Genomic DNA, 24,932 nt, shown 5'->3' with positions numbered 1-24,932 from the left:
CTCCTTAAAGACTGTTGATCAGTGTGCTGAAGATTTGTTGCGCCGCCTTGATGATCTGCGAAGACGCGGTGTAGTACTGCTGGAACTTGACCAGGTTGCCGGTTTCTTCATCCAGGTCCACGCCCGACAGCGAGTCGCGGGCGGTCTTGGCGTTGTTCAGGATTGCACCCGTGGCGGCGCTGTCGAGCTTGCCTTGGGCGGCCTTGGCGCCGACGCCTTCCACCAGTTTGCCGTAGGCATCGTTCAGGGAAATACCCTTGCTACTGGAGCCGGTGTCGACGGTCTTGGCGGTCTGCAAGCCGGCCAGGATCGTACCGTTACGGTTGTCCAGGCTGCCGGGCTGGCTGAGGCTGATGTTGATACCTGAACCATCGGATGGCGCGCCGGCAATCGACATGTCGAACGTGACGGTACGCTGCACCGGAGGTACGGACGAGTCGAAGATCGGCGCGCCTGTGGCGTCCTTGAGCGGAACGCTCAGGCTTAGGGTGTTGTTCTGGCCGGGCGTGATCGTGCCGCTGCTGATCAAGCCGCCCTGGGCATCGAGCAGCCGGTAGGCCTGGCTGGTGCCACCGGCCGAAGTCGCCCCGAACACCACTTTGACTGGCATGGAATTCTTGATGCCGTTCTGGATGATGCTGGCGGTGGCCGCATCGTAGATGTCCAGCTTCGTCGTCATGGTTGGCTGGCCGCTGGCCGGAATGGTCAGCGTGCCGCTGCCGCCCGGCGTGATGGCGGCGCCCAACGGCGCGGCAATCGCCAGCCGCTTGGAGTCGGTCATCTCGGTCTTGATGTTGGTCGCCGCGTTGCGGGTCGGGGTGAGCTTGAACGAGTCGCCGACGGCCGCAGTGCCGTTGGCAAAGGTCATGGAAAAACCGTCGATCACTGGCGGCGGCGTGGTCGCGGTGTTGAACGCGCCCATCGAGGTGCCGTCGGGCAGGCGCTGGACGGTGTAGTCCGTGCCGCTGGTGAACGTCACCTTATAGTCGTTGGTGGTCAGCTTGCCGGAGTCTGTGATGGCGATGTTGAAGTTGCCGGAGCCCGCGCTGTTGTTCAACGAGGCAACGCTGCGCTGGCTGATCTGCGCGGCGCTGTTGATGTTGCTGAACAGGTTGGAGCCAAAGGCCCCGTTCATGTCGATGCCCGATGCCTGGATGCTGTTCATCTGGTCGGCGACCACCAGGGCCACGCGCCCCAGCTCGTTCATGGCCGGGTCGAGCACGGTACTGCGGTAGCGCATCAAGCCACCGATCTCGCCGCCAGTGAGCACCGACGTCAGGTCCATGGAACTGGAACCGCTGTTGAGCTGGATCCCCATGCGGCCTGGATCGTTCTTGTCCGGTACTGCTTCGAGTTTATTGGTGATATTGCCCATCACCAGTGGCTGGCCGGAACCCAGGTAGATGTCCAGGCTACTGCCGTTCTCGACGACCTGCGTGCCGGTGAAGGTCGAGAGCTGGCGAATGGTCTCGCTACGGGCGTCGAGCAGGTCGTTGGGGGCGCCGCCGGCGTTGGAAACCTCGGCGATTTTCTTGTTCAACTGTGCAACGGTAGCCGCCAGGTTATTGACCTGCTCGACCATGTTCGACAGGTTGCCGTTGATGTTCTCGCTCTGCGCGGTCAGCTGGCTGGCAACCGAGTTGAAGCGGTTGCTCAGGGCCTGGGCATCGCTGAGCAGCAACTGGCGGGAGGCATCGTCGCCTGGCTTGGCGTTGACGTTCTGCACCGAGGCGAAGAACTTGGTCAGTGCGCCATTGAGGCCGGTGCCGCTGTCCGACAGCAGCGAATCGAGTGGGGTGATCTGCCCCTGATAGGCCGCCGCATCGCTGTTCAGCGAGGTGGTGGTCTTCAGTTGTGCTTCAAGGTACGAGTTATAGACCCGGCGCACGTCAGCCAAGGTCGTGCCGGAGCCGATGAACACGTTGCCGTACTGGTTCGACGCCTTGGTGGTCTGCACGGTCTGCTGACGCGAATACCCAGCGGTATCGACGTTGGCGATGTTGTTACCCGTGGTCACCAGTGCGGTCTGGCTTGCGGACAGACCCGACATCCCGATATTGAGCAAACTCATGGTTCAGACCTTATAAAGTCGTGGTGGCACCAGCCGAGGCGTAGTTTTGGTAACTCGTCATCTGCCGGGCTATGTTCGAAATCTTGTTGGCGTAGTTCGGGTCGGTGGCGTAACCGGCCTTCTGCAACTCGCGTACAAACTGTTCCGGGTTATCGGCCGACTTCAGCACAGCTTGATAGCGGCTGTTGCTTTGCAGCAGATTGACCAGGTCATGAAAACTGTCGCGGTACGAGGCGTAGGAACGGAATTCGGCCGTCTCCTTGACCATCTCGCCATTGCGGAATTCGCTGGTGATGGCGCGCGCCGAATCGCCCGTCCAGGTCTTGCTGGCCTTGATGCCGAACAGGTTGTGGCTGCTGCTGCCATCGGGCTGGCGCATCACCGATTTACCCCAGCCGGTTTCCAGCGCGGCCTGGGCCACCAGGTAACGTGGGTCGACCCCGATACGGTCCGCCGCTTCCTTGGCCATTGGCAGCATGGCGTTGACGAATTCATCGGCATCGCGGAAGGCCTTGCGCGCCGGCGCCAGCGGTGGCTGGGCCACGGCGCGACCATAGACTTGCATGTCGCCTTTGGGCTCGGACGCCTTGAGCGCCGCCAGCCAGTCGCCATTGGCCAGCTCACCGGAAGCCGGCTTGACGGCGGCAACGGCGCGGTCAGGCAGGATGTTCTGAGCGGGCGCCTCGGTCGAGGCCGCAGCCGCAGGCACCAGCCCGGCGAGCAGGCGGTCGGCCAATTTCGGCGGCAGCGCCAGGCGACGCTGGTTGAGCAATTCCATATCGTTGCGGTGCATGCCCTCGCCTGCACCTTGCGGTGTGCTCACGGCCCGCGAAGCCCACAGCGGGCGCTGGCCATTGGTGCGCGACAAAGGCCCGTCGGTGGGCAGCGTTCCGGCGGCCACCGGCGTTACAACCGGCTTGGTCACCTTGTCCAGCGCCTCTTGCTGCTTGGCGGCGGACAACGTCGCCGCCTCGCCTGGCGCCGTCGGTTTGTTCTTCGACATCTGGCGCAGCAGCACGTCGGCCAGGCCGATACCGCCACCCTCGCGCGACATCGAAACGGCCAGCTGCTGGTCGTACATTTCCTGATACTGCTTGGCTTCGGCAGTATTCATCGGATTGTCCTTGCCCAGGGCCTCGGTGGCCGAACGCATGGACTTGAGCATTTCGCCGAGAAACAGCGACTCGAATTCCTGCGCCACCTTGCGCAGGTTGCCTTCGCTGTTCTTGTCGCCGACCTTGAGCTGGTTCAGGCGGTTGAGGTCCGAGTAGGACCCCGAATCGCCGCTGATCAAGGCGCCTTTGCGCATATCCACCATGACCGCTTTCCTTAAATCACGATCAGGTCGGCTTGCAACGCGCCGGCCTGCTTCAGGGCTTCAAGAATGGCCATCAAGTCGCCCGGCGCCGCGCCGACCTGGTTCACCGCCCGGACGATCTCATCCAGGGTGGTGCCCGGGCCGAACTTGAACATCGGCTTGGCTTCCTGTTCGGCATTGACCCGCGAGCGCGGAACCACGGCGGTCTGGCCGTTGGACAATGGCCCCGGCTGGCTGACGATCGGGTCTTCGGTGATGGTCACTGTCAGGCTGCCGTGGGTCACGGCGGCCGGCGAGACCTTGACGTTCTGGCCGATCACGATGGTGCCGGTACGCGAATTGATGATGACTTTCGCCACCGCCTGGCCCGGATCGACCTCGAGGTTTTCGAGGATCGACAGGTAGTCGACGCGCTGGCTCGGATCCAGTGGCGCGGTGACGCGAATCGAGCCACCGTCGATGGCCTGGGCCACGCCTGGGCCGAGCATGTCGTTGATCTTGTCGACGATGCGCTTGGCCGTGGTGAAGTCGGAACGGTTGAGGTTCAAGGTCAGGCTGTTGCCCTGGTTGAAGCCGCTCGGCACGGCACGTTCAACCGACGCACCGCCGGGAATACGGCCCGCCGACGGAACGTTGACGGTGATCTTCGAACCGTCGCGACCCTCGGCATCGAACCCGCCCACCACCAGGTTGCCCTGGGCGATGGCGTAGACGTTGCCGTCGATACCCTTGAGCGGGGTCAGCAGCAAGGTGCCGCCACGCAGGCTCTTGGAGTTACCGATGGACGAGACAGTGATATCCACTTGCTGGCCGGGCTTGGCGAACGGCGGCAGGTCGGCACTGATCGACACCGCCGCGACGTTCTTCAACTGCACGTTGCCGGAGCCGGCCGGCACCTTGATGCCGAACTGCGACAGCATGTTGTTGAAGGTCTGCAGGGTGAACGGAGTCTGGGTGGTCTGGTCACCGGTACCGTTCAGGCCCACGACCAGGCCGTAGCCGATCAACTGGTTGGAACGCACGCCGGAAATGCTGGCGATGTCCTTCAGGCGCTCGGCTTGAGCGGTGAAGGCTGCCGACATCACCAGGGCACCGATCAACAGCTGTTTAAGATTCAACTTGATCACCTAGAAAGGGAACTTCGGGCTGAGGAAGAAACGGTCGAACCAACCTGGCTGACTCGCATCGGCAAAGGCACCAGTGCCCGAATAGGTGATGCGCGCATCGGCCACGCGGGTCGACGGAACAGTGTTGTCGGTGGAAATGTCATCGGCGCGGACCATGCCAGCGATGCGCACCAGTTCGTCACCGGTATTGAGCGTCAGCCACTTCTCGCCGCGCACGGCGATGATGCCGTTGGGCAGTACATCGGCGACGGTCACGGTGATCGAACCGGTCAGGCTGTTGCTCTGGCCGGACTGGCTGTCGCCCTTGGAGGCGCGGTCGGAACCGTAGCCAGCGTTGAGGCTCAGGTCGCCGCCACCGATAGGGTTGTTGGTGGTCAGGCTGGAGCCGAACAACGACGTCAGGCCGACGCTGGTCTGGCTGCTCTTGTCGATCTGCGAGTTGGCGTTCTTGCTCGCCTGGGTCCGCTCGTTCAAGGTGATGGTGATGATGTCACCGACCCGGAAAGCCTTGCGGTCGCTGTACAGGTTCTGTTCGAAGCCAGCCTGGTAGATCGACCCGTTATTGGCGGCAGCCGGCAACGGCGTGCGTGGCAACACCGGAGCGTAATACGGGTCATTGGGCTTGGGCGTTGGCGCGACACAGCCCGCCAGCGCGGTAACCCCACTCAATGCCAGAACAGATACAAAGCGATTCATGACCCTACCTCTTGGTGTTGCAGGCGACCCTGGGGCCGCCCTATCTACGTAATGACGGATTTAGCGACGTATTACAGGTTCTGCGTGACGAACGAGAGCATCTGGTCGGCGGTGGAGATCACCTTGGAGTTCATCTCGTAGGCGCGCTGAGTGGTGATCATGTTGACCATTTCCTCGACGGTGCTCACGTTGGAGGTTTCCAGGGTGTTCTGCAGCGTGGTGCCGAAACCGTTCAGGCCTGGGGTGCCGACTTGCGGCGCGCCGCTGGCGGCGGTTTCCAGGAACAGGTTGTTACCCACCGCCTGCAGGCCGGCCGGGTTGATGAAGTCAGCGGTCTGCAGGTTACCGATCACCTGCGCAGCCGGATTGCCCGCGATGGTGATGGACACGGTGCCGTCACGGCCCACGGTGAATGTCTGCGCATCGTTCGGGATGACGATGGCCGGCTCCAGGGCGAAACCGCTGGCGTTGACGATCTGGCCGTTGGAATCGAGGTGGAAGGTACCGTCACGGGTGTAGGACGTGGTGCCGTCCGGCTGCAGGATCTGGAAGAAACCGCGACCGTCGATGGCCATGTCCAGCGGCTGCTCGGTGGTTTGCAGGCTACCGGCGTTGAAATTTTTCTGGGTGCCGACAATGCGCACACCGGTACCCACTTGCAGGCCCGACGGCAATTCGCTGTCCTGGGTCGACTGGGCGCCTGGCTGGCGTTTTACCTGGTAGAGCAGGTCCTGGAACTCGGCGCGATCACGTTTGAAACCCGTGGTCGAAACGTTCGCCAGGTTGTTGGAAATAGTGGAAAGGTTGGTGTCCTGGGCGGACAGACCTGTTTTGGCAACCCAAAGAGCCGGAAGCATTCGATTCTCCTCATACGCCTGTTTTTCGGCGCAGCGCTGTAATTAATGATTAGATCTGCAAGACCCGAGCCATGGCCTCATCGCCTTCTTTGGCGGTGGTCATCATCTTGACGTGAAGCTCGAACTGCTTGGCCAGGGCCAGCACCGAAGTCATCTCATCCACGGCATTGACGTTGCTCGCTTCCTGGAACCCCGACACCAGCTGCACGTTGCCATCGATAGGCGCCGGTTGGCCGTCCTTGGAACGGATCGAACCGTCCAGGCCCTTGGTCATGGTCTTGAGGTCCGGGTTGACCAGCTTGATGCGGTCCACCTCAGCCATTACCCGTGGGCCTTCACCCATGGCGCGGATGCTGATGGTGCCGTCCTGGCCGATTTCGATTTTCTGCTCTGGCGGCACGGCAATCGGACCGCCGTTGCCCATCACCGGCATGCCGTTGCCGGCGCGCAGCACGCCAAGGGCGTCGACGTTGAGGCTGCCGGTGCGCACGTAGCTTTCGCCACCGTCGGGGTTCTGCACGGCCATCCAGCCCGGCCCGCTGACCGCCACGTCCAGTTCACGGCCGGTTTCAATCAGCGCACCCGGGGTGAAATCGGTGGCAGGCCGTTCGGACATGGCAAACGCCCGCGCCGGAAAGCTGTCGCCGAACACCGGCATCGAACGTGCCTGCTCCAGGTCTTTCTGAAAACCGTTGGTGGAGATGTTCGCCAGGTTGTTGGCATGGGCCCGCTGCGCCAGTGCGTTCTGGCTGGCGCCGGTCATTGCCACATAAAGGTACTTGTCCACTGTCGTTCCTCTGCATGCCGGACGTTTGCCGTCCACTGCTGTGTTGCAGAGCCTTAAGCAATTAGCAGACCAACTTTTTTCTGGCGGGCCCAGCCCCTTGAAACCAAGGGCTCTGGGGTTTCAGTGGACATTGTTGAAGGGTGCCGAAGTCGAAAAACCGGCGGTGTCATGCCGCTAAGTGGCAAGCGCAGCCAAAGCATTGCCGAGTACATCCACTACCCGGTCCTGCTGCTCGTTGCTCAAACCGAGCCACATCGGCAGACGCAACAGACGCTCGGAATAACCGTCGGTGATGTCCATCGAGCCATGCACGCGCCCATAGCGCACGCCAGCGGGAGACGAGTGCAGCGGCACGTAATGGAACACTGGATAGATGGCGTGACGCTTGAGCTCATCAAGAATGGCCTGGCGATCCACCTCTGGGGCGAGGAGTACGTAGTACATATGCGCGTTGTGCTGGCAATCCTCAGGAATTATCGGGCGACGCAGCGCTCCTTGTTGCTCGAGGCCTGCCAGCGCCGCGTGGTAGTGGTCCCAGATTGCCAGGCGGCGGTCGGTGATGGCCTGGGCATCTTCCAACTGGGCCCAGAGGAAGGCTGCGGTCATTTCGCCGGGCAGGAATGAGGAGCCCACCTCCTGCCAGGTGTATTTGTCCACTTCGCCCCTGAAGAAACGACTGCGATCGGTGCCTTTTTCCCGGATGATCTCGGCTCGCACCGCCATGGCGGGATCATTGACCAGCAATGCCCCGCCCTCCCCCGAAATCACGTTCTTGGTCTCGTGAAAGCTGAAGGCCCCGAGTTCACCGATACTGCCCAGCGCCCGGCCCTTGTAGGTTGACATCACCCCTTGCGCGGCGTCTTCGACGACCGCCAGCCCATGCTTGCGCGCGATCGCCAGGATACTGTCCATTTCGCAAGCCACACCGGCGTAATGAACGGGCACGATAGCCCTGGTCCGCGAAGTGATCGCCGCCTCGATCAGGCGTTCGTCCAGGTTCAGCGTATCGGGACGTATATCGACGAAGACCGGCACCGCGCCGCGCAGCACAAAAGCGTTGGCCGTGGAGACAAAGGTAAAGGAAGGCAGGATGACTTCGTCGCCGGGCTGGATGTCCAACAGCAAGGCGGCCATCTCCAGCGCAGCGGTGCATGAATGGGTGAGCAATGCCTTGTTGCAACCCGTGTGCGATTCCAGCCAGCGGTGACAACGCTTGGTGAACGGGCCATCGCCGGCGAGCATGTTGCCGAACTTGGCCTGGGCAATGTAATCCAGTTCTTTGCCGGTCATGTACGGACGGTTGAAGAATATCGTTTCGTTGTTCATTGCAAACGTCCCCAGGTGGGCAAGGTGATGGGTGGCGCATAGCAGAAAACCTTAAACCGCACTGATCCGCCCACCTATCTGACTGCCTGTTTCAAGATTTTCGTAGAAGTATGGCGTGAACCCGGCCCTGTTCATGGCCTGCTGGGTTTCACCGATATCGTAGTCAACCCGATGCAGGTTGAACGCTTCACCGTCCCAGGTCGCGAAACCCGCACGGGGGTCGCCGTCACGGGGCTGGCCAACCGAACCGGGGTTGCAATAGACCTTGCCCTGCCCGCTCCACAAGTACTGGACATGGGTATGGCCCGAGGCGAAACACCGTCCGGGCAAGGGGCCGAAATACGCATCTGAAGGCCGCACGTATTCGTCCAGCGGATCGTGCCATCCGCCGTGGACGATGCTCAACTCGTGCTGCGTCGAGCGCTCCGGGAGCGATCCCAGCCAGGCCAGGTTCTGCGAAGTGATGACGCCCCGCTGGTAGTCCAGGCAGGCATTGGCACTGTTGGAGCGAGGGCATCGCTCGTTCCTGGCCAGGTACCAGTCATGATTGCCCATCACGGAGAAAATATTCCGCTCGCGCAAGGCCTCGCAACACTCGTTGACCTGGCTGTAATAACCGGCCGTGTCGCCCAGACAGATAACTTGCGACACACCCAACTCATCCAGCCTGGCAAGCACCGTCCGCAGGGCACTGTAATTGCCATGGACGTCAGAAATGATCCCGATCATAGACAACGAAGTCCTCTATATAACGAACAGCGAAGCCATTACGGATGGCTGGCTGGCTGGGCGTCTTGCCCTCGAGGTAATAATCCAGGCACATCGCCGCCTCGTTGTAGCCGAATGCGCGACGTATCGAACTGGTCGAGGATATTCGCGGATTGATCTCCAGCAGACTCCATGAGCCGTCACCGCCACGCCGGAACTGCAAGTTGGTCGGCCCCACCGGCTTGAACGCGCGGCACAACCTGGTCACCGTCTGAGCCAGCGAGTCATCCTGATACACCCAAGCCTTGGCGGTGGACCCGTCCGACGCCAGTCTGCGCTGGAATGCGATGATCGGACCGGCATCGCCCCGACCATCGCCAAACGCCGCCACGGTGAATTCATCAGCCGCGCTGCCAATGATCGGCTGCGCCATCAGGTGGTCACCGAGCAGTGCCGCGTGAGGCGTGAAATCGCGCTCCTGGTGAACCCAGACCAGCCCTTTGGAAGCGTAGCTCCTGCGCGGCTTGAGCAGGAACGGCAGCCCCAGGGCCGCCTTGAGCGAGTGAAAATCCCCCGACAGCAGGCTCGGAATACGGCTGACATCACCAAGTTCCCGCAACGCCTGGTCCATGGCCCATTTGTCCCTGGAGAGCTCGATCAGGTTCTGGTTGTTGAGCACCACCTGGCAGTCGAAGGTGGCCAATAACGCTCGGTTGTCCGAGAGCCAGTGGATGTCCTGTTCGATCCCCGGGATCAGCAGATCCACCTGGTGCCCGGCCAGTGTCTCGCCCAGCCATTGGCCGTACTCCGGGGCGGAGGTCAACGGGGCCTGCACGAACACATCGCTCCAGCCGCGACCAACCGCGTCGTCGTAGATATCGGTGCCGACCAGGCGCACAGAAGGGTCCGCCGCACGCAGCGACTTGAGCAGCCCGTAGCCCATGATGGCGCCTACGCCCGTCACCATGACGGTCTTCATGACAGACTCTCCCGCTGCACTTTCATCAGTTCAAAGCCACCGCGAATGTCTATTCGCGGAATAAAGCCTATTTGCTCGTAGAGCTCATCCCCACAGTCGAAGGGAGGCAGATCGGGAATATCGCTTTTTTCAGGCAGAAAGCGCACATCTATCGGCTTGCCAAACGCCTCGAATGCGGCCTGGGCAATCTCGGAGAGACGCGGAGATTCGGGATGGCCGCAGTTGTACAGGCCAGCAATGCCTTTCTCCGCCACCCGCCCGCAGACCTCGGCGAGGTCACTCAGATGCAGGTAGTTGCGCCTCGCGTCGTTCTTCCCATACAACTGGACGGTTTGCCCCGCCTGAGCCTTGTCGGCGATAGCGTATAACAACGGCTGGTGCGGCCGGCACTGCTCGCCGCTGTCGTAGACCTGGCTGATGCGCAGGATGGTCAACGCCATGCCTCTTTCCTGGCAATACAGGCTCGTCACTTCTTCAGCATGGCGTTTGGAAAGCGAATAGATGCCAAAATAGGGGTCCGTCGGCTGATGGCTGGCCCAACGCGACGACAGCAGAATGAAATGATGCGCCCCACACTGTTCGGCCAGACGACAGGCAGCCAATGCACCGGCACTGTTGACCCGTTCGGCGCGAATCAGATCATCTGGCTCGCTGCCGCCGAAATCAGCCGCTGCCAGCACAACCACGTCGAAGCGCTCGTCGCAGGCGCAGGGCTGCTGGCTATTCAAGTCAACGGCAATATCGGCGTCTCGGCGCCCCGCCAATTTGACTGGGCCATGGCGCGACAACGCCTGAGCGATTGCCTTGCCAATGACCGAAGTACTCCCTATGACCAGGCTTTTCATGATGGCGCGACTGTCGCTTCCAGCATCATTGCACAACACAGCTCTGGATAATCGATGCCCACGGTGCACATGGCCTGGATGATGTCCGGACTCAAGTTCAGCTCTTTCAATTGCCCGGTGGTGAAGGGTTTGAGAAATACGCCTTCCTTGCGCACCACCTGGAGCCCGGCGGCTTCAAGTTCCGCGGTCAGGGTCTGTAGCGAGTAGCTGCGCACATGACCCAACTCAAGATCACCACCGCCCAGGGCCGTCATGTCGCCAAGCAGCCCGGCAGCATGACCGAATCGCCGATGCAGGGACTCGCCGTTGGGAACCAGCACGAAGCAACGACCGCCGGGGGCGAGAAAACGCTTGAACCGTTGCAGTACAGTCTGTGGATCATCGACATGTTCAAGGATAAAACCCATCACGATCAGGTCGAAACGCTTGTCGGTGTCGAACGTCTCGAAATAACTTTCAACGACCTCGGCCGCATTGTCCGGGTATTGGCTCTTGAACTGGGCGATGACCGAGGCAGAACCATCGATGACCGTGTGCTCACTGAAGAACTGCGAAAATCGGTGGGTGCTGAAACCATGGCCGACACCCAGCTCCAGCAGGCTCTGCGTCTGGGTGCACAGCGCCATGATGCGTTGGGGATACCAGTTGAGAATGATGTTGTTGTCGTACGCGTAGCCAAAGCTGTCGCTGTAGGCTGCGATGAAGGTATCGAGATCGTTGCTCATGTCACATGCTCTCCGCTGAGTGACCAAGGTCATAATTAATAGAGATCAATCGGCCAACCACGCCCGCCGCCAGGTATCCAGACGCTCGCCTTCGAGCAGCCACTGCGCACGCACGCTTGACTGCAAGGCATCTCCCAGCGTCGCGGAAGCCTCACGGTCTCCCAGATGCAAGCGAATGGCGCGGATCCAGTCTTGCGCCTCGTTACTCACCCGGGACAGCGGCAACGCCTCACCGCCGACAAAACCCGGCACCCGGCTGCAAATGACCGGATGCCCGCAAGCGGCATGCTGGAGGACACGCAGGTCGCCCGAACAGGCATTGCCCAGGTTTTGCGCCATGGGTACCAATGCAAGATCAAGATTCAAGGCTGCCATGGCCGCCGCCAACTGCTGCTGCGCGACAGCTGGGTGGCGCTCCTTCAGGAACGGTTGCAGTGCCGCGGGGCAGTCACCCAACACCACGAAATCCACTTCGCCAGCGAACGCAGGTAGCACGTCGGCCAGCAACTCGGCATCCTTGCCACCCAGCCAGCCCAGGCGCGGCTTGGCGCCCATGCGTCGTTTGCTTTGTACGCGCCCCCAGGCGGCCGGCAACAGGGTTTCCAGCACGCGGATATCATCGTGCTGGCCTTGCAGCAGTTCGGCCAGCTCAGGCGTGGGCACCAGCACCCGATCAGCCTGCATCATCCCGAACCGCAGGCGCTCCAGCAGCTCATCGGCGGAGTAATCACCCTTCAATTCCATCTGCGGCAGATAACCGTCCAGGTCGTAGACGGTGAATGCCTTGGAAAACGCTCTCAGACGGCTCAGGGCCAGCAGCCCGGCATCATCCAGAGGACGCTGCAAGACCACGGTGGTCGGAGCCAGACGCTCGATTTCCACCGGCGACAGCAGACTCGAAACAGCCGCGCCTTCGACCTGCCCCGCTTCAACCAATGTGCTGAATGGCTGGACCAGTCGTGAATAGGCCCCCACCTGCTGGTCAGTCACACACACCAGCACCCTCGGCACGCTACCTTGCAGCGGATACCAGCAAAGGTCCTTGTTCTCGCGGACAAAACCTTCGCCTGCGCGCAAGGAAAAATTGGCGTTGTAGACGGGGTCGCGGGCCAGCTGCGGCAGCCAGCGGGCGAACAGCGCCTCTTCCTGCTCGCTATTGGCACGGGTAGTGTCTGGCAAAGCGTCCATCAACAGTCGTGCGTAAGGCGTCCAGACGTTCAGGTAACCGGCCTGCTGCAACTTCAGGCACAGGTCCACATGGGTCCATGGCGCCAGCAGCGGATCGGTATCGAAACCACCGGCCTCAAGAAACAGCGCTCGCCGCAGCATCAGGCATTCGCCGCCCACCGCCGAGCAGTTCTGCTCAAGCCCGAGACGGCCCATGTAACCTTCGGCCTGGCCTGACAAGCCTGCAAAAGCCCGACCGACAATGCCACCCAGCCCCAACACAAGACCTGCCTGGCGTATACGCCCCTGGCTATCCTGCAACGTGCCGCCCACCGCGCCGACTTCCGGGCGCTGGGCTTGATTGAGCAACGCCTGTAACCAACCCGGCTCAAGCACAGCGCTTTGTGCATCGAGCCAGAGCAGGTACTCGCCGCGTGCCTCTTGGGCCGCCGCATTGCACATCGCCGCACGGGACTGCCCCGGCATGAAACGCAACGCCTGGAAACGGCCTGCGCCCATTTGCTCGACCAGGCCCAGCCACTCCAGCAAGGCGGGATCGTCGTTGCCCGGTTCAATCAGCAGGACCTCGAAATCCACCGCATCGGTCTGCGTCAACAGGCTTTCCAGGCAGCGCTGGAAATTCCCCAACTGGCCTTCCAGGTAGATCAGGATGCTGACCGAAGCCTGCCGCTCGTGACCGTAATCGATACGATAACGACCCGGCGCATTGTCCAGTGCAACCGCTCGCGCCTGAGCGTAGCCACGCGCCTTGAGATGCGCATCGATGACCGCGCGCTCATCGGCGCATTCCGCCTGGCGCACCTCGTTGGCGATCAACAGGGGTTCGCTGACATGGCCAACGCTGCCCAGCCCTTGCTCGCTGATCAGGCGCAATTGGTAGGCCAGTTCAAAGGCTTCACCGCAGGCAGGGTCAAAACCGCTCAAGCGCACCAGCGCCTCACGACGGAACATCCAGTGCCGGCAAAGCCCGGCCGGAAACGCCAGGAGCAGGTCGAGGTTAAGGTCAGGCCGCAACGACAGGTCGACCACGCCGCCTATACGCAGCGCCTCGTCGGCGTACACCGCCAGGCAACTGTCAGGCGCATCCAGCAGATTCTGAGCCGTCACCAGCAGCCCCGCGGCGGTGAATTCCTCGCCCGCCTCGACCAGCAAGCACCAGTCGGTCTGGATGCCATCGAGCAAGTCATTGATGGCAGCCGCCGGTTGCCGCGGATCACAGGCCAGCCACTGGACATTGGCACGCCCCGGATCAACATCCCCCGTCACGCACACATGGATGCGTTGGTACAACTGGCGATCCAGGCTGTCGAGGGTGTGAGCCAGCGCCAACTGGTTGCCGTTATCGCGGACCAGGACCGTGAAGTCAGGCGCCGCCGCGTTTGCCAAGCGTTCATTGACCAGACGCAATTGCTGCGCCGTCGGGTAGCGTTGCCGCAACCAGTCAAGCGAGCCCAGACGGTTGCCGACCGCCTCCCGGGCGGCGGTTGCCTGGGTTTTGGTAATAAACACGTCCAACTGCTGCCAGAAAGAGGCGGTGCGTTCAACGTAGCGGTGCAAGGCCTCACCGAGGCCTGCACGGGCGTGTTCCAGGGCGTCCGGCTGATCGAACATGGCAAAGCCGACACTGCCGAAGAAACTGTTGTCGAGCAGTGGTTGGTCGACACCGTGCCCAGGAATGAAAATCACTGGGCAACCGCACAGCACGGCCATCACGCACGTCATCGACCACTCGTAGCTGTACATCACCTCGGCGCTGCGCAGAACCTTGGCCAGCTCGGGCAGGGACAAAGGATTGGCCATGCTCAGCAGGCGGATATCCGCTGGCAGCCGGGAGTAATCGATCTGATCCAGCGGGTGGCGGTTCTGGTAAAGGTAGCTGCCCTTGCGCTCGGCTCCAGCGCCGACAGACGAGAACATTTCGATATCGATCGCTGGCAGGCACAACAGGTCGCCATCAGGGTCGCCACGATGTTCGGCGAGCCTGGATGCGTAATAGAAAAACAAATCGTTGGGCGCGGCGTCCATGCCTTTTCCCGTGAGGAAGCCTTCGAAATTCAGCAGGAAACGCGCCACCACCGAACAGTTGAGCGGATTGCCCGGGAACACTTCGGGATAGACCGCGATTGGCACCTTGCCCGCTGCGATATGGCGCTGTTTGATCGCGGAAGTGATTACCGGGGTCTTGAGGTCCGGATTGACCATTTCAGTGCCGCAGATGTAGGCCTCGCGACCACTGAGGTTGAGCATATGGCAGAGGTAGTGCAGCGAGACGACGCCCGACGACGATTCCCGGTAGGCAGGTGCCAGGAAGTAGTATGGATGCTCGGGTTTGGCATACATCAGCCGTAGACGCGCCAACGCCTGTTCGAGCGAATGAGCGTCCAGCTGCGCGAGGTTCGACATCGGGTGCAATCTCCAGAATCAAATCAAAAGGGTGTCACTGGCAAAGGCACCGTCAGGCAGCGCCTTTCTCCAGAAAAGCCGAAGCATCCGCGCCGGTGTTGAACAACAGGTCGATGACACTGACTGCATGCTGGAAATCGCCGTATACCTGCGGATATTCGGGGTAGCCGGTGTAGGTCATATATGAAATCTCGATACCGCTGGCGGCAAAGGCCGCTTCGTCGAGGTAATGACTGGCTGCGGGTCCCGAGAGGTACTCGCTGGCGCCGAGGGTCTGGCACAGGTGGATCAGGCGCTCATTCTTGCCCGCCACGCCACCCAGTTCCTCGGAACGGTAAAGCGGCGTGTGAATGCCCAACAGGGGACACAGGCCGGCAATAAAAAGCTGATTGATGCGGGTCAGGTGGGTAAAGTCGGCGGCCTGCTCGTAGAGCGCGCGAATCGGCCCCTCCATCTGCGCAAAACACGCCGCGCGCCGGTAGCTTTGTTCGATGGTCTTCCAGTGCGCGGCGGCCCAGTCTGGACTGCTGACCTGGGCTTCATTGATCAACTGGCCGAGACGGCCCTTCGTCGTGACCGGGATGCTCAGCCAGTGTTCGCCTTGGGCAGTCTTGATCTTGTTGCGGTTGCGCCAGTCGTTGCGGGTGTACTGGACGTCGTCATAAAGGATGAACGCATCGACGCTGCGGATCATGTCGAAATAGCCCTTCCAGGGGATGTAATTCGACTGCACCACAGCTATTTTCTTATGCATCCTGAACCTCACGTACGCAGCGGAAACCGGGGGCTCTGCCCTGTCAAAAAATCGCCACCGAACATGAATAAGCGGGGGACAGGACGGGATACAGCAAATCTCATACCAGCTGCTGCCAGCGAGCGCGCCCCGCCCGCTGTGGTTGCACGCTAGGGCTCGGTCTTGCCCACCTCATACTCGCGCAGCTTATTGGCAATAGTCGTATGGGAAACCCCCAACCGCTTGCCCAGCTGGCGACTGCTCGGGTGTTCGGAGTACAAGCGCTCCAGCACCGCTTTCTCGAAACGCCCGACGATCTCGTCAAGCCCGCCCTCCAGGGAAAAGTCGCCAAGGGGTTGGCGCACGCCGTAGTCCGGCAGGCGGATGTGCTCGGCCTTCACCGTGCCGCCGTCGCACAGGGAAACCGCCTGGAACAGCACGTTTTCCAACTGCCGGACGTTGCCCGGCCAATGGTAATGGCTGAGGCGGTCCATCGCCGCCGGGGCAAGCCTCGGCAGCGGACAGCCAATCTGGCGGCTGGCCTGGTCGAGAAAATGTTCCACCAATGGCTCCAGCCCATCGAGGCATTCGCGCAACGGTGGGATATGCAAGGAAAGCACGTTCAAGCGATGGTACAGATCCTGACGGAATTCCCCTCGGGCGCAGAGTTCGGACAAGTCGACCTGGGTCGCGCAGATCACCCTGACATCCAGGTAGACCTCTTCGTCACTGCCGACGCGACGAAAGCATCCGTCCTGCAAAAAGCGCAGCAGCTTCACTTGCAGGCGCGGGCTCATTTCCCCAACGCCGTCGAGAAACAGCGTGCCTCCCGCGGTCAGCTCCAGCAGGCCGAGCTTGCCTTCGGCCCGGGCGCCTTCAAAGGCCCCGGGGCCGTAGCCGAACAACTCGGTCTCGGCCATGGACTCCGGCAGCCCGGCGCAGTTGAGCGCCATCAGCGGTGACTGCCCGCGCGGACTGGCCAGATGACAGGCGCGGGCCAGCAGTTCCTTGCCGGTGCCGGTTTCGCCTTCTATCAGCAGCGGCGCGTCCAGCGGGGCCATGCGCCGCGCCTCGCGGACCACTGCCGCCATCACTTTCGAACTCTGGAAAATGCTGTCGAAGCCGCGCAGCTCCTGCTTGCGCACATTGTAGATACGCTCGCCCACCCGGTCGGCGCGGTGCAGGGTCAGCACCGCGCCGGCCATGGCTTCGCTGTCGTCGTGCTCCGACTGCAGCGGGGCGATGTCCGCCAGGAACACATCGCCCTTGACCTTGACGCGCAGCCCGTTGATACGCGACTGGTTGGCGCGCACCAGTTCCGGCAAGTCGAAGTCCTCGGCGTAGCGGGACAGCGGGATGCCCGGCACTTCGTCGACCCGCACCCCGAGCAACTGCGCCGCCGCCCGATTGGCCGCGACAATAGAGCCGCCCATGTCGATGGACAGCACCGGAAACTCGAGGGCGCCGAGCAAGGCGTTGAGCTCCATGTGCCGACGCTCGCTGGGCATCAGCCCTACCCGCTTGACGCCGAATACCCCGGCGATCCCTTCGAACTTCGGACGCAACGCCTGGAACTGGATATTGATCAGGTTCGGGCAGTGCAGGTAGATCGCATTGCCGTGCTCGCCACCGACCTCGCCCCGGGCGACGTTGATGCCGTACTCCACCAAAAGGTTGAGGATGTCCCGCAGGATGCCGATGCGATTCTGGCAATGGACTTTGATGCGCATAAGAGGACCCAGGTGCATATGAGATAGAAAAGCGCGCCATTCCAGCCCCTCTGTGGCGAGAGAGCTTGCTCCCGCTGGGCTGCGCAGCAGACCCAAAACAGGGGCCGCTTCGCGCCCCAGCGGGAGCAAGCTCCCTCGCCACAAGTCTTTTCGGCGCAACAGCGCAAATAGTCGTCAAGATTATGTGACAGATGTAGGCCGTTTCCCACCTGAAAACCCCGTAAAGATCGCAGCACACGCCAACTCGTAACGAAAACTTTACGGATCAACCCATCCTTCCCACAATCCATCGTCGCCAGGCCGATGCGCACACCGCAGCTTCGGGTTATCTCTAATGCATCGCTGGACATAACAAAAAACAAGTCTTCCCTTGAGGGATAACAGCAGGAGAGCAGCATGAAGCAGACGCAATACGTGGCCCGCGAGCCCGATGCGCAAGGTTTTATCGACTACCCCGCCGAAGAACATGCGGTGTGGAATACGCTGATCACCCGCCAGTTGAAAGTCATTGAAGGCCGTGCGTGCCAGGAATACCTGGACGGCATCGACAAGCTTGGCCTGCCCCACGACCGCATTCCGCAACTGGGGGAAATCAACAAGGTGCTCGGCGAGACCACGGGCTGGCAAGTCGCCCGGGTACCGGCGCTGATCCCGTTCCAGACGTTTTTCGAACTGCTCGCCAGCAAACAGTTTCCGGTCGCGACGTTCATTCGTACCCGTGAAGAACTCGATTACCTGCAAGAGCCGGACATTTTCCACGAGATCTTCGGCCACTGCCCTTTGCTGACCAATCCCTGGTTCGCCGAATTTACCCACACCTACGGCAAACTCGGCCTACAGGCATCCAAGGAAGAACGCGTCTACCTTGCCCGCTTGTATTGGATGACCATCGAGTTCGGCCTGGTGGACACCCCGCTCGGTCGGCGCATCTACGGCGGCGGCATCCTGTCTTCCCCCAGGGAAACCGTTTATTGCCTGTCGGACGAGCCGGAGCATCAAGCCTTCGACCCGCTGGAGGCCATGCGCACGCCGTATCGCATCGACATCCTGCAGCCGGTGTATTTCGTCCTGCCCGAGCTCAAGCGCCTGTTCGACCTGGCCCACGAGGACATCATGGGCATGGTCAGGCGCGGCCGGGAACTGGGCCTGCACGCGCCGAAATTTCCACCGAAAGCCGCGTGAACCGCTACTTTTGCTTTCAATTGAGTCTGTTGCGCCACGCGGCTTTGCTTTAGCGTGGGCGCATCGACGTTTTCCAAATATTCGATCCGGGAACACACCATGAACACTCTGAACCAAGCCCATTGCGAAGCCTGCCGCGCCGATGCCCCGCAGGTCAGCGACGAAGAACTGCCGATCCTGATCAAGCAGATCCCCGACTGGAACATCGAAGTGCGCGACGGCGTGATGCAGCTGGAAAAGGTCTTCCTGTTCAAGAACTTCAAGCACGCCCTGGCGTTCACCAACGCGGTCGGTGAAATCTCCGAGGCTGAAGGACATCACCCCGGCCTGCTCACCGAGTGGGGCAAAGTCACCGTGACCTGGTGGAGCCACTCCATCAAGGGTCTGCACCGCAACGACTTCATCATGGCCGCCCGTACCGACGATGTCGCCAAGACTGCCGAGGGTCGCAAGTAATGCATTTCGATGCCATCGGCCGCGTGCCCGGCGACCCGATCCTCGGCCTGATGGAGGCCTACGGGGCGGACAGCAATCCTGGCAAGTTCGACCTGGGCGTGGGCGTCTACAAGGATGCCCAGGGCCTGACGCCGATTCTCCAGTCAGTGAAACAGGCCGAGCAGCAATTGGTGGACCACCAGTTCACCAAGACCTACATCGGGGGCCATGGTGACGCCGCGTTCGGCCGGTTGATCAATGAACTGGTGCTCGGAGCAGACTCGCCGCTGCTCGCCGAGAAACGCGCCGGCGCCACCCAGACACCAGGCGGTACCGGCGCCCTGCGCTTGAGCGCGGACTTCATCGCCCAGTGCCTGCCGGGCCGCGGCGTCTGGTTGAGCAACCCGACCTGGCCGATCCACGAAACCATCTTCGCCGCCGCCGGCGTGAGGGCCAGCCACTACCCCTACGTCGGTGCCGACAACCGCCTGGATTTCGAGGCAATGCTGGCAACCCTGAGCCAGGTGCCACAGGGTGACGTGGTGCTGCTGCACGCCTGCTGCCACAACCCCACCGGTTTCGACCTGACCCATGAGCAATGGCGCCAGGTGCTCGACGTGATGCGCAGCCGCAGTCTGCTGCCGCTGATCGACTTCGCCTACCAGGGCTTTGGCGACGGGCTGGAGCAGGACGCCTGGGCTGTGCGGTTGTTCGCCGAAGCGCTGCCCGAAGTACTGATCACCAGCTCATGCTCGAAGAACTTCGGTCTTTATCGCGACCGCACCGGTGCGCTGATCGTCTGCGCCCACGATGGCGAGAAACTGGTCGACATCCGCAGTCAACTGGCAAACATCGCTCGCAACCTGTGGTCGACGCCACCGGACCATGGTGCGGCGGTGGTTGCGACGATTCTTGGCAATCCGCAGTTGAAAGGGCTGTGGGCCGACGAAGTGGAAGCCATGCGCCTGCGCATCGCTCAGTTGCGCAGCGGCCTGCTGGAAGCGCTCGAACCCCACGGTCTGCGCGAACGCTTCGCCCATATGGGGGTGCAACGCGGTATGTTTTCCTACACCGGACTCTCGCCGGAACAGGTCGGGCAACTGCGCGAGCGCCATAGCGTCTACATGGTCGGCACCGGCCGGGCCAACGTGGCCGGCATCGACGCGACGCGCCTGGATACGCTGGCGCTGGCGATTGCGGATGTTTGCCGTTAACCGAGCAGGCTATTGCCGTTGTGGCGAGGGAGCTTGCTCCCGCTCGGCGGCGCAGCCGTCGTAAATTGGCTAACGCGTTCCGTCTGAAGGATTGCGTTGGCGCCTTTTGGGTCTGCTGTGCAGCCCAGCGGGAGCAAGCTCCCTCGCCACGAAAGCAACGCCAGGGTTCAAACCTGTGGCCCGGTCCATTCCTGCACAAACTGCCCGATATCTTCCTGCGGGGCCGTGCGCGCTTCTTTCTGCGGCGTGCCAAGGTAAAGAAAACCAATCACTTCTTCGCCTTCTTCAAGCCCCAAGCCCCTGGCCACGTGCGGCGAATACGCCAATTCCCCGGTACGCCACACCCCGCCAACGCCCTGGGCATAAGCGGCCAGTAAAATCCCATGGGCCGCGCAGCCGGCTGCCAGCAATTGCTCGGGCTTGGGAATCTTGAAATGGTCCTGCAATCGCGCGATCACCACCACGACCAAGGGCGCGCGCAATGGGCCGTTGAGGGCCTTTTCCACCACCGCTTCCGGCACCAGCGGATCATTGAAACGTGCCGCCTCGGCCAGCAGCTCACCCATGCGGTAACGTGCCTGCCCTTCGACGGTCAGGAAACGCCACGGGCGCAGTTGGCCGTGATCCGGCGCACGCATCGCCGCGGCGAACATGACCTGGCGTTGTTCGGGCGTGGGCGCAGGGTCCACCAGACGCGGAACGGAAACACGGTTGAGCAAAGCGTCGAGAGCCTGCATCGGCGACCTCCTGGAAAAATGTTCGGCTATTCTAGTGGCTTGTGCCGCCAGTTCGTTAGTGCAAATTCAGTTGCAAGCAGCGCCGGGCGCCGGTTTACATGCCGCTTGTCACAGGTAGAATGGCGCCCTTTCCCCTATCAGCCCGAGCGGACTTCATGGCGTTGCCGACCCTGCGGATCATTGGTTTCATCATCGGCATCTTCCTGATCACCCTGGCGATCTTCATGATCGTGCCGATGGCCACGTTGCTGATCTACGAACGCACCAGCGACCTGCCATCGTTCCTCTGGTCGAGCATGATTACCTTTGTCGCCGGCCTCGCGTTGATTCTTCCCGGACGCCCCGAGCACATCCATCTGCGCCCCCGGGATATGTACCTGCTGACGGTCAGCAGTTGGCTGGTGGTGTGTGTCTTTGCCGCGCTGCCGTTCTTGCTGACCCAGCACATCAGCTACACCGATTCTTTTTTCGAAAGCATGTCAGGCATCACCGCCACCGGTGCAACGGTCCTCAGCGGCCTGGACACGATGTCGCCGGGAATCCTGATGTGGCGCTCGCTGCTGCACTGGCTCGGCGGTATCGGCTTCATCGGCATGGCGGTGGCGATCCTGCCGCTGTTGCGCATCGGCGGCATGCGGCTGTTCCAGACCGAATCGTCCGATCGCTCGGAAAAAGTCATGCCGCGCTCGCACATGGTGGCGCGGCTGATCGTGGCCTCCTACGTCGGCATCACCATTCTCGGCACGCTGGCACTGTGGTGGGCCGGGATGAGTCTGTTCGATGCGATCAACCATTCGATGTCAGCCATTTCCACCGGCGGTTTTTCCACCTCCGACCTGTCCCTGGCCAAATGGACGCAACCGGCCGTGCATTGGGTCGCCATTGTCATCATGATCCTCGGCAGCCTGCCGTTCGCCCTCTACGTCTCGACCCTGCGCGGCAATCGTCGGGCACTGATCAAGGACCAGCAAGTCCAGGGGCTCATCGGCGTGCTGCTGGTCACCTGGCTGGTGCTCGGCACCTGGTATTGGGCCACCACCGACCTGCACTGGCTCGACGCCCTGCGGCACGTGGCGCTGAACGTGACGTCCATCGTCACCACCACCGGTTTTGCCTTGGGCGACTACAGCCTGTGGGGCAATTTCTCGCTAATGTTGTTCTTCTACCTGGGTTTCGTCGGCGGCTGCTCGGGTTCGACCGCCGGCGGGATCAAGATTTTCCGCTTCCAGGTTGCCTACATCCTGCTTCGGGCCAACCTTCACCAACTGATTCACCCGCGCGCGGTGATCAAGCAGAAATACAACGGTCACCGCCTCGACGAAGAAATCGTCCGGTCGATCCTGACATTCTCGTTCTTCTTCGCCATCACCATCTGCGTGATCGCGCTGCTGCTGTCGCTGCTGGGCGTCGAATGGATGACGGCACTGACCGGCGCGGCCAGTACCGTGTCCGGTGTCGGCCCGGGGCTTGGCGAGACCATCGGCCCGGCCGGCAACTTCGCGCCGTTGCCGGATGCCGCCAAGTGGATTCTTTCCGGCGGCATGCTGCTCGGCCGGCTGGAGATCATTACGGTGTTCGTGCTGTGTATTCCGGCGTTCTGGCGTCACTGACCGGCGTCGCTACAGCCCGCGCCCGGTATTCGCCGGGTGTGGTCCCGAACCAGCGCCGAAAGGCCCGGAAAAAATTGCTCGGGTCGGCAAACCCCAGCAGATAGGCCACTTCCAGCAGCGTCATGGTCGGCTGCGCCAGGTACTGCTCGGCCAGCTCGCGGCGCGTATCGTCCAGCAAGCTCTGGAAGCTCGTGCCCTCATCCTGCAAACGCCGCTGCAAGGTGCGTTGCGACAAGTGCAGGGTCTGCGCGACCACGTCCCGCTTGGGCTCGCCCCGGGGCAGCAGCCGGCAGAGCACCTGCCGCGCCTGGTGGGTCACACGGCTTCCGGAAAAACGCGCGAGGTATTCGCCGGCAAACCGATCGTGGAGCTGCGCCATGGCCTCGTTGGCCGTGGGCAGCGGCGCCTCCATGTCCTCCTGCTGGAAAATCAGCGCATCGTAGGGAGCATCGAACACCAGTGGCGCGCCAAAAGCCTGTTGATAAGGTGCCAGGTCAACGGGTTCGGAACCCTGGAACAGTACCTTTACCGGATGCAAGGTGCGTCCCGTCAACCAACTGCACAAGGACAGCGCGCAGGCCAAGGAGGCTTCGGCACTTTGCCGGGTCGGCGGAAGGTGATCGCCATGCACGGTGAGAATCAGCCCATAGCCCTCCTCCAGATGACGAAAACTCAAGTCGGCGCTTTCGGCAATGATCCGCTGGTAGCGCACCAGCCGCTCGAAGCCTTCGACCAGCGTGCGACTGGACATCAATGCGTAACCGACCACATGGAACGATGCCGGGCGCACCACCTTGCCCATGTTCAGGCCGATGGCCGGATTGCCGGAACGAGCCACCGCCAATTGCCAGAGCCGCGTCATCGAGTCCTGGGTAAAGCGCGCGTCGGGATCCTCCAGCGCAGCAAAATCCAGCGCCAGTTGCTTGAACAGCGCCCGACAGTCCAGGCCGTCCATTTCCAACGCCTTGACAATCCCCATCGCCCAGCTTGAAGAAGTCGTTCGTTCGCTCATGGCATTTGCTTGCATGACGAGCCGCAGGGTACGGCTGGATTGGCGAAGGATATCAGTGTCCTGTCTTGCAAATACGTTCCTTTTTGACGAGTGGCTGTTGTCGTCAGGCAAGGCGCCGCGACGAGTCATAGCCCGCTATGGCGAGGAGCGGCAACGCAGCATGACGGCAACAGACGCCGTCCAAAAGGAACAGTATTTGTAAGACAGGACACTAGAGTGGCGCTGATTGTCACTGGCTGTTGCGTTTGGTAGCTCTAGACTTCAAATATCAGAACAATAACCAAAGAGCCTGCATTCTTGGAAAACACCAAACGATTCAATACGTTCGCCGAGTTCTACCCGTATTACCTCAGCGAACACAGCAACAGCACCTGCCGGCGCCTGCACTTCATCGGCACCTCCCTGGTCATCCTGGTTTTCGCCCTGGCCCTCGTCGTCGGCGCCTGGTGGCTGTGGGTCGCGCTGCCGGTGGCCGGCTACGGCTTCGCCTGGGTCGGCCACTTCTTCTTCGAAAAAAACCGCCCTGCGACTTTCCAACACCCTCTCTACAGTCTGCTCGGCGACTTCGTCATGTACCGCGACATGCTGCTGGGCAAGGTGGCGTTCTAAGGAGATTGCCGATGACGTCTCACGCGCGCTTCACCCACATGCAGGACGGCAGCCGGGAAGACTGGGCGATCATCGCCGCCGACTTCAGCGCTTACGCGCGGCAGTTGCCGGGCCGGATTCTGACCCACCTGAGATTGCTCGATGGCGACTTCGGCGGTTTCCCCGTGGATCGCCTGACCCACTCCCTGCAAACCGCCACCCGTGCCTACCGCGACGGGCGAGACGAGGAGTACGTGGTCTGCGCCCTGCTCCACGATATTGGCGACACACTGGGTTCGTACAACCATCCGGACATCGCGGCGGCGATCCTCAAGCCGTTCGTCAGCGCCGAGAACCTGTGGATGGTGGAGAAGCACGGAATCTTCCAGGGCTACTACTTCTTCCATCACCTGGGCATGGACCGGCACCTGCGGGAGCAGTTTAGGGAGCACCCGCAGTACCAGGCGACGATCGATTTCTGTGCAGAATACGACGCCGCGGCGTTCGATCCCGAGTACGACACGCTGCCGCTGAGTTTCTTCGAGCCAATGCTGGAAAGGCTGTTTGCGGCACCGAAGCAATCGATCTACAAGGCGGCGATGGCTGAAACGTGAAAAACACACTTCCCTGTGGCGAGGGAGCTTGCTCCCGCTGGGCTGCG

22 protein-coding genes are annotated in these 24,932 nt (G+C 61.6%); 6 read left to right on the top strand and 16 right to left on the bottom strand.

What is annotated here, in order from left to right; all coding sequences use genetic code 11:
- Positions 1 to 4: 4 nt before the first annotated feature.
- The 14 genes from flgK to J3P94_RS08300 all read right to left on the bottom strand — a co-directional run bounded on the left by flgK (position 5) and on the right by J3P94_RS08300 (position 17,493).
- Positions 5 to 2,071, bottom strand: coding sequence for a flagellar hook-associated protein FlgK (gene flgK, locus J3P94_RS08365; protein WP_434572611.1), 2,067 nt, complete (start codon positions 2,069 to 2,071; stop codon positions 5 to 7).
- Between the two features lie 10 nt (positions 2,072 to 2,081).
- Positions 2,082 to 3,389 (bottom strand): flagellar assembly peptidoglycan hydrolase FlgJ, encoded by a 1,308-nt coding sequence (gene flgJ / locus J3P94_RS08360; RefSeq protein ID WP_434572609.1) that lies wholly within the window; start codon positions 3,387 to 3,389, stop codon positions 2,082 to 2,084.
- Between the two features lie 11 nt (positions 3,390 to 3,400).
- Complete coding sequence (locus tag J3P94_RS08355; RefSeq protein ID WP_434574135.1) at positions 3,401 to 4,471, bottom strand: flagellar basal body P-ring protein FlgI; 1,071 nt, start codon at positions 4,469 to 4,471, stop codon at positions 3,401 to 3,403.
- Between the two features lie 45 nt (positions 4,472 to 4,516).
- Positions 4,517 to 5,212, bottom strand: a complete 696-nt coding sequence (flgH, locus tag J3P94_RS08350) for a flagellar basal body L-ring protein FlgH (protein ID WP_434572607.1) — start codon at positions 5,210 to 5,212, stop codon at positions 4,517 to 4,519.
- 71 nt (positions 5,213 to 5,283) lie between these two features.
- A complete protein-coding gene (flgG, locus tag J3P94_RS08345; protein WP_434572605.1) occupies positions 5,284 to 6,069 on the bottom strand; it encodes a flagellar basal-body rod protein FlgG in 786 nt (261 codons plus the stop codon).
- Positions 6,070 to 6,118: 49 nt separating this feature from the next.
- The gene (locus J3P94_RS08340) at positions 6,119 to 6,856 is read right to left on the bottom strand and encodes a flagellar basal body rod protein FlgF (RefSeq protein ID WP_305499560.1); all 738 of its coding nucleotides are present in this window, start codon (positions 6,854 to 6,856) and stop codon (positions 6,119 to 6,121) included.
- Positions 6,857 to 7,030: 174 nt separating this feature from the next.
- The gene (gene rffA / locus J3P94_RS08335; protein WP_434572603.1) at positions 7,031 to 8,182 is read right to left on the bottom strand and encodes a dTDP-4-amino-4,6-dideoxygalactose transaminase; all 1,152 of its coding nucleotides are present in this window, start codon (positions 8,180 to 8,182) and stop codon (positions 7,031 to 7,033) included.
- A 51-nt stretch (positions 8,183 to 8,233) separates the two neighbouring features.
- Positions 8,234 to 8,911, bottom strand: coding sequence for a metallophosphoesterase family protein (locus tag J3P94_RS08330; protein ID WP_434572601.1), 678 nt, complete (start codon positions 8,909 to 8,911; stop codon positions 8,234 to 8,236).
- Entirely contained in the window at positions 8,892 to 9,869 is a 978-nt protein-coding gene (locus J3P94_RS08325; RefSeq protein ID WP_434572600.1) for an ATP-grasp domain-containing protein, read from the bottom strand. The genes J3P94_RS08330 and J3P94_RS08325 overlap by 20 nt, the downstream gene beginning before the upstream one ends.
- Positions 9,866 to 10,714 (bottom strand): NAD-dependent epimerase/dehydratase family protein, encoded by an 849-nt coding sequence (locus tag J3P94_RS08320; protein ID WP_434572598.1) that lies wholly within the window; start codon positions 10,712 to 10,714, stop codon positions 9,866 to 9,868. Before J3P94_RS08320 ends, J3P94_RS08325 begins: the two co-directional genes overlap by 4 nt.
- The gene (locus J3P94_RS08315) at positions 10,711 to 11,439 is read right to left on the bottom strand and encodes a class I SAM-dependent methyltransferase (RefSeq protein WP_434572596.1); all 729 of its coding nucleotides are present in this window, start codon (positions 11,437 to 11,439) and stop codon (positions 10,711 to 10,713) included. The genes J3P94_RS08320 and J3P94_RS08315 overlap by 4 nt, the downstream gene beginning before the upstream one ends.
- A gap of 45 nt (positions 11,440 to 11,484) precedes the next feature.
- Positions 11,485 to 15,030 (bottom strand): glycosyltransferase family 2 protein, encoded by a 3,546-nt coding sequence (locus tag J3P94_RS08310; protein ID WP_434572595.1) that lies wholly within the window; start codon positions 15,028 to 15,030, stop codon positions 11,485 to 11,487.
- A 52-nt stretch (positions 15,031 to 15,082) separates the two neighbouring features.
- Positions 15,083 to 15,784 (bottom strand): WbqC family protein, encoded by a 702-nt coding sequence (locus tag J3P94_RS08305; RefSeq protein WP_434572593.1) that lies wholly within the window; start codon positions 15,782 to 15,784, stop codon positions 15,083 to 15,085.
- 149 nt (positions 15,785 to 15,933) lie between these two features.
- Entirely contained in the window at positions 15,934 to 17,493 is a 1,560-nt protein-coding gene (locus J3P94_RS08300; protein ID WP_434572591.1) for a sigma-54-dependent transcriptional regulator, read from the bottom strand.
- A gap of 396 nt (positions 17,494 to 17,889) precedes the next feature.
- Between J3P94_RS08300 and phhA the strand changes: the two genes are divergently transcribed.
- The 3 genes from phhA to J3P94_RS08285 all read left to right on the top strand — a co-directional run bounded on the left by phhA (position 17,890) and on the right by J3P94_RS08285 (position 20,324).
- Complete coding sequence (gene phhA, locus J3P94_RS08295; RefSeq protein WP_434572589.1) at positions 17,890 to 18,675, top strand: phenylalanine 4-monooxygenase; 786 nt, start codon at positions 17,890 to 17,892, stop codon at positions 18,673 to 18,675.
- Positions 18,676 to 18,774: 99 nt separating this feature from the next.
- On the top strand, positions 18,775 to 19,131 hold the full coding sequence (locus J3P94_RS08290) for a 4a-hydroxytetrahydrobiopterin dehydratase (RefSeq protein ID WP_055101412.1): 357 nt from the start codon (positions 18,775 to 18,777) through the stop codon (positions 19,129 to 19,131).
- On the top strand, positions 19,131 to 20,324 hold the full coding sequence (locus tag J3P94_RS08285; protein ID WP_434572587.1) for an amino acid aminotransferase: 1,194 nt from the start codon (positions 19,131 to 19,133) through the stop codon (positions 20,322 to 20,324). The genes J3P94_RS08290 and J3P94_RS08285 overlap by 1 nt, the downstream gene beginning before the upstream one ends.
- A 167-nt stretch (positions 20,325 to 20,491) precedes the next feature.
- Here the strand turns inward: J3P94_RS08285 and J3P94_RS08280 are convergent, their stop codons facing one another.
- The gene (locus J3P94_RS08280; RefSeq protein WP_434572585.1) at positions 20,492 to 21,061 is read right to left on the bottom strand and encodes an NAD(P)H nitroreductase; all 570 of its coding nucleotides are present in this window, start codon (positions 21,059 to 21,061) and stop codon (positions 20,492 to 20,494) included.
- Positions 21,062 to 21,216: 155 nt separating this feature from the next.
- Here J3P94_RS08280 and J3P94_RS08275 point away from each other — a divergent pair, with 155 nt between their 5' ends.
- Positions 21,217 to 22,671 carry a TrkH family potassium uptake protein gene (locus tag J3P94_RS08275; protein ID WP_434572583.1) on the top strand — a complete coding sequence of 485 codons (1,455 nt, stop codon included), beginning with the start codon at positions 21,217 to 21,219 and terminating at the stop codon, positions 22,669 to 22,671.
- Here J3P94_RS08275 and J3P94_RS08270 read toward each other — a convergent pair.
- A complete protein-coding gene (locus J3P94_RS08270) occupies positions 22,628 to 23,683 on the bottom strand; it encodes an AraC family transcriptional regulator (protein ID WP_434572581.1) in 1,056 nt (351 codons plus the stop codon). The genes J3P94_RS08275 and J3P94_RS08270 overlap by 44 nt on opposite strands.
- 297 nt (positions 23,684 to 23,980) lie before the next feature.
- On the opposite strand from J3P94_RS08270, the gene J3P94_RS08265 reads away from it, so the two are divergent.
- Entirely contained in the window at positions 23,981 to 24,292 is a 312-nt protein-coding gene (locus tag J3P94_RS08265; RefSeq protein ID WP_434572579.1) for an Mpo1-like protein, read from the top strand.
- An 11-nt stretch (positions 24,293 to 24,303) separates the two neighbouring features.
- Entirely contained in the window at positions 24,304 to 24,885 is a 582-nt protein-coding gene (locus J3P94_RS08260) for an HD domain-containing protein (RefSeq protein WP_434572577.1), read from the top strand.
- The last annotated feature ends 47 nt before the right edge of the window (positions 24,886 to 24,932 follow it).

It is taken from the genome of Pseudomonas sp. Z3-8 (genome assembly GCF_051131975.1).
Taxonomy (GTDB): Bacteria; Pseudomonadota; Gammaproteobacteria; order Pseudomonadales; family Pseudomonadaceae; genus Aquipseudomonas.
The sequence above is the reverse complement of the archived record's forward strand: the minus strand, read 5'-3'. Positions and strand labels throughout refer to the sequence as shown.

Bases quoted from the DNA above. Each gene is read 5' to 3' on its own strand.
- flgK (WP_434572611.1), bottom strand. From the start codon at position 2,071: ATGAGTTTGCTCAATATCGGGATGTCGGGTCTGTCCGCAAGCCAGACC.
- flgJ (WP_434572609.1), bottom strand. From the start codon at position 3,389: ATGGTGGATATGCGCAAAGGCGCCTTGATCAGCGGCGATTCGGGGTCC.
- J3P94_RS08355 (WP_434574135.1), bottom strand. From the start codon at position 4,471: ATGTCGGCAGCCTTCACCGCTCAAGCCGAGCGCCTGAAGGACATCGCC.
- flgH (WP_434572607.1), bottom strand. From the start codon at position 5,212: ATGAATCGCTTTGTATCTGTTCTGGCATTGAGTGGGGTTACCGCGCTG.
- flgG (WP_434572605.1), bottom strand. From the start codon at position 6,069: ATGCTTCCGGCTCTTTGGGTTGCCAAAACAGGTCTGTCCGCCCAGGAC.
- rffA (WP_434572603.1), bottom strand. From the start codon at position 8,182: ATGAACAACGAAACGATATTCTTCAACCGTCCGTACATGACCGGCAAA.
- J3P94_RS08330 (WP_434572601.1), bottom strand. From the start codon at position 8,911: ATGATCGGGATCATTTCTGACGTCCATGGCAATTACAGTGCCCTGCGG.
- J3P94_RS08325 (WP_434572600.1), bottom strand. From the start codon at position 9,869: ATGAAGACCGTCATGGTGACGGGCGTAGGCGCCATCATGGGCTACGGG.
- J3P94_RS08320 (WP_434572598.1), bottom strand. From the start codon at position 10,714: ATGAAAAGCCTGGTCATAGGGAGTACTTCGGTCATTGGCAAGGCAATC.
- J3P94_RS08315 (WP_434572596.1), bottom strand. From the start codon at position 11,439: ATGAGCAACGATCTCGATACCTTCATCGCAGCCTACAGCGACAGCTTT.
- J3P94_RS08310 (WP_434572595.1), bottom strand. From the start codon at position 15,030: ATGTCGAACCTCGCGCAGCTGGACGCTCATTCGCTCGAACAGGCGTTG.
- J3P94_RS08305 (WP_434572593.1), bottom strand. From the start codon at position 15,784: ATGCATAAGAAAATAGCTGTGGTGCAGTCGAATTACATCCCCTGGAAG.
- J3P94_RS08300 (WP_434572591.1), bottom strand. From the start codon at position 17,493: ATGCGCATCAAAGTCCATTGCCAGAATCGCATCGGCATCCTGCGGGAC.
- phhA (WP_434572589.1), top strand. From the start codon at position 17,890: ATGAAGCAGACGCAATACGTGGCCCGCGAGCCCGATGCGCAAGGTTTT.
- J3P94_RS08290 (WP_055101412.1), top strand. From the start codon at position 18,775: ATGAACACTCTGAACCAAGCCCATTGCGAAGCCTGCCGCGCCGATGCC.
- J3P94_RS08285 (WP_434572587.1), top strand. From the start codon at position 19,131: ATGCATTTCGATGCCATCGGCCGCGTGCCCGGCGACCCGATCCTCGGC.
- J3P94_RS08280 (WP_434572585.1), bottom strand. From the start codon at position 21,061: ATGCAGGCTCTCGACGCTTTGCTCAACCGTGTTTCCGTTCCGCGTCTG.
- J3P94_RS08275 (WP_434572583.1), top strand. From the start codon at position 21,217: ATGGCGTTGCCGACCCTGCGGATCATTGGTTTCATCATCGGCATCTTC.
- J3P94_RS08270 (WP_434572581.1), bottom strand. From the start codon at position 23,683: ATGAGCGAACGAACGACTTCTTCAAGCTGGGCGATGGGGATTGTCAAG.
- J3P94_RS08260 (WP_434572577.1), top strand. From the start codon at position 24,304: ATGACGTCTCACGCGCGCTTCACCCACATGCAGGACGGCAGCCGGGAA.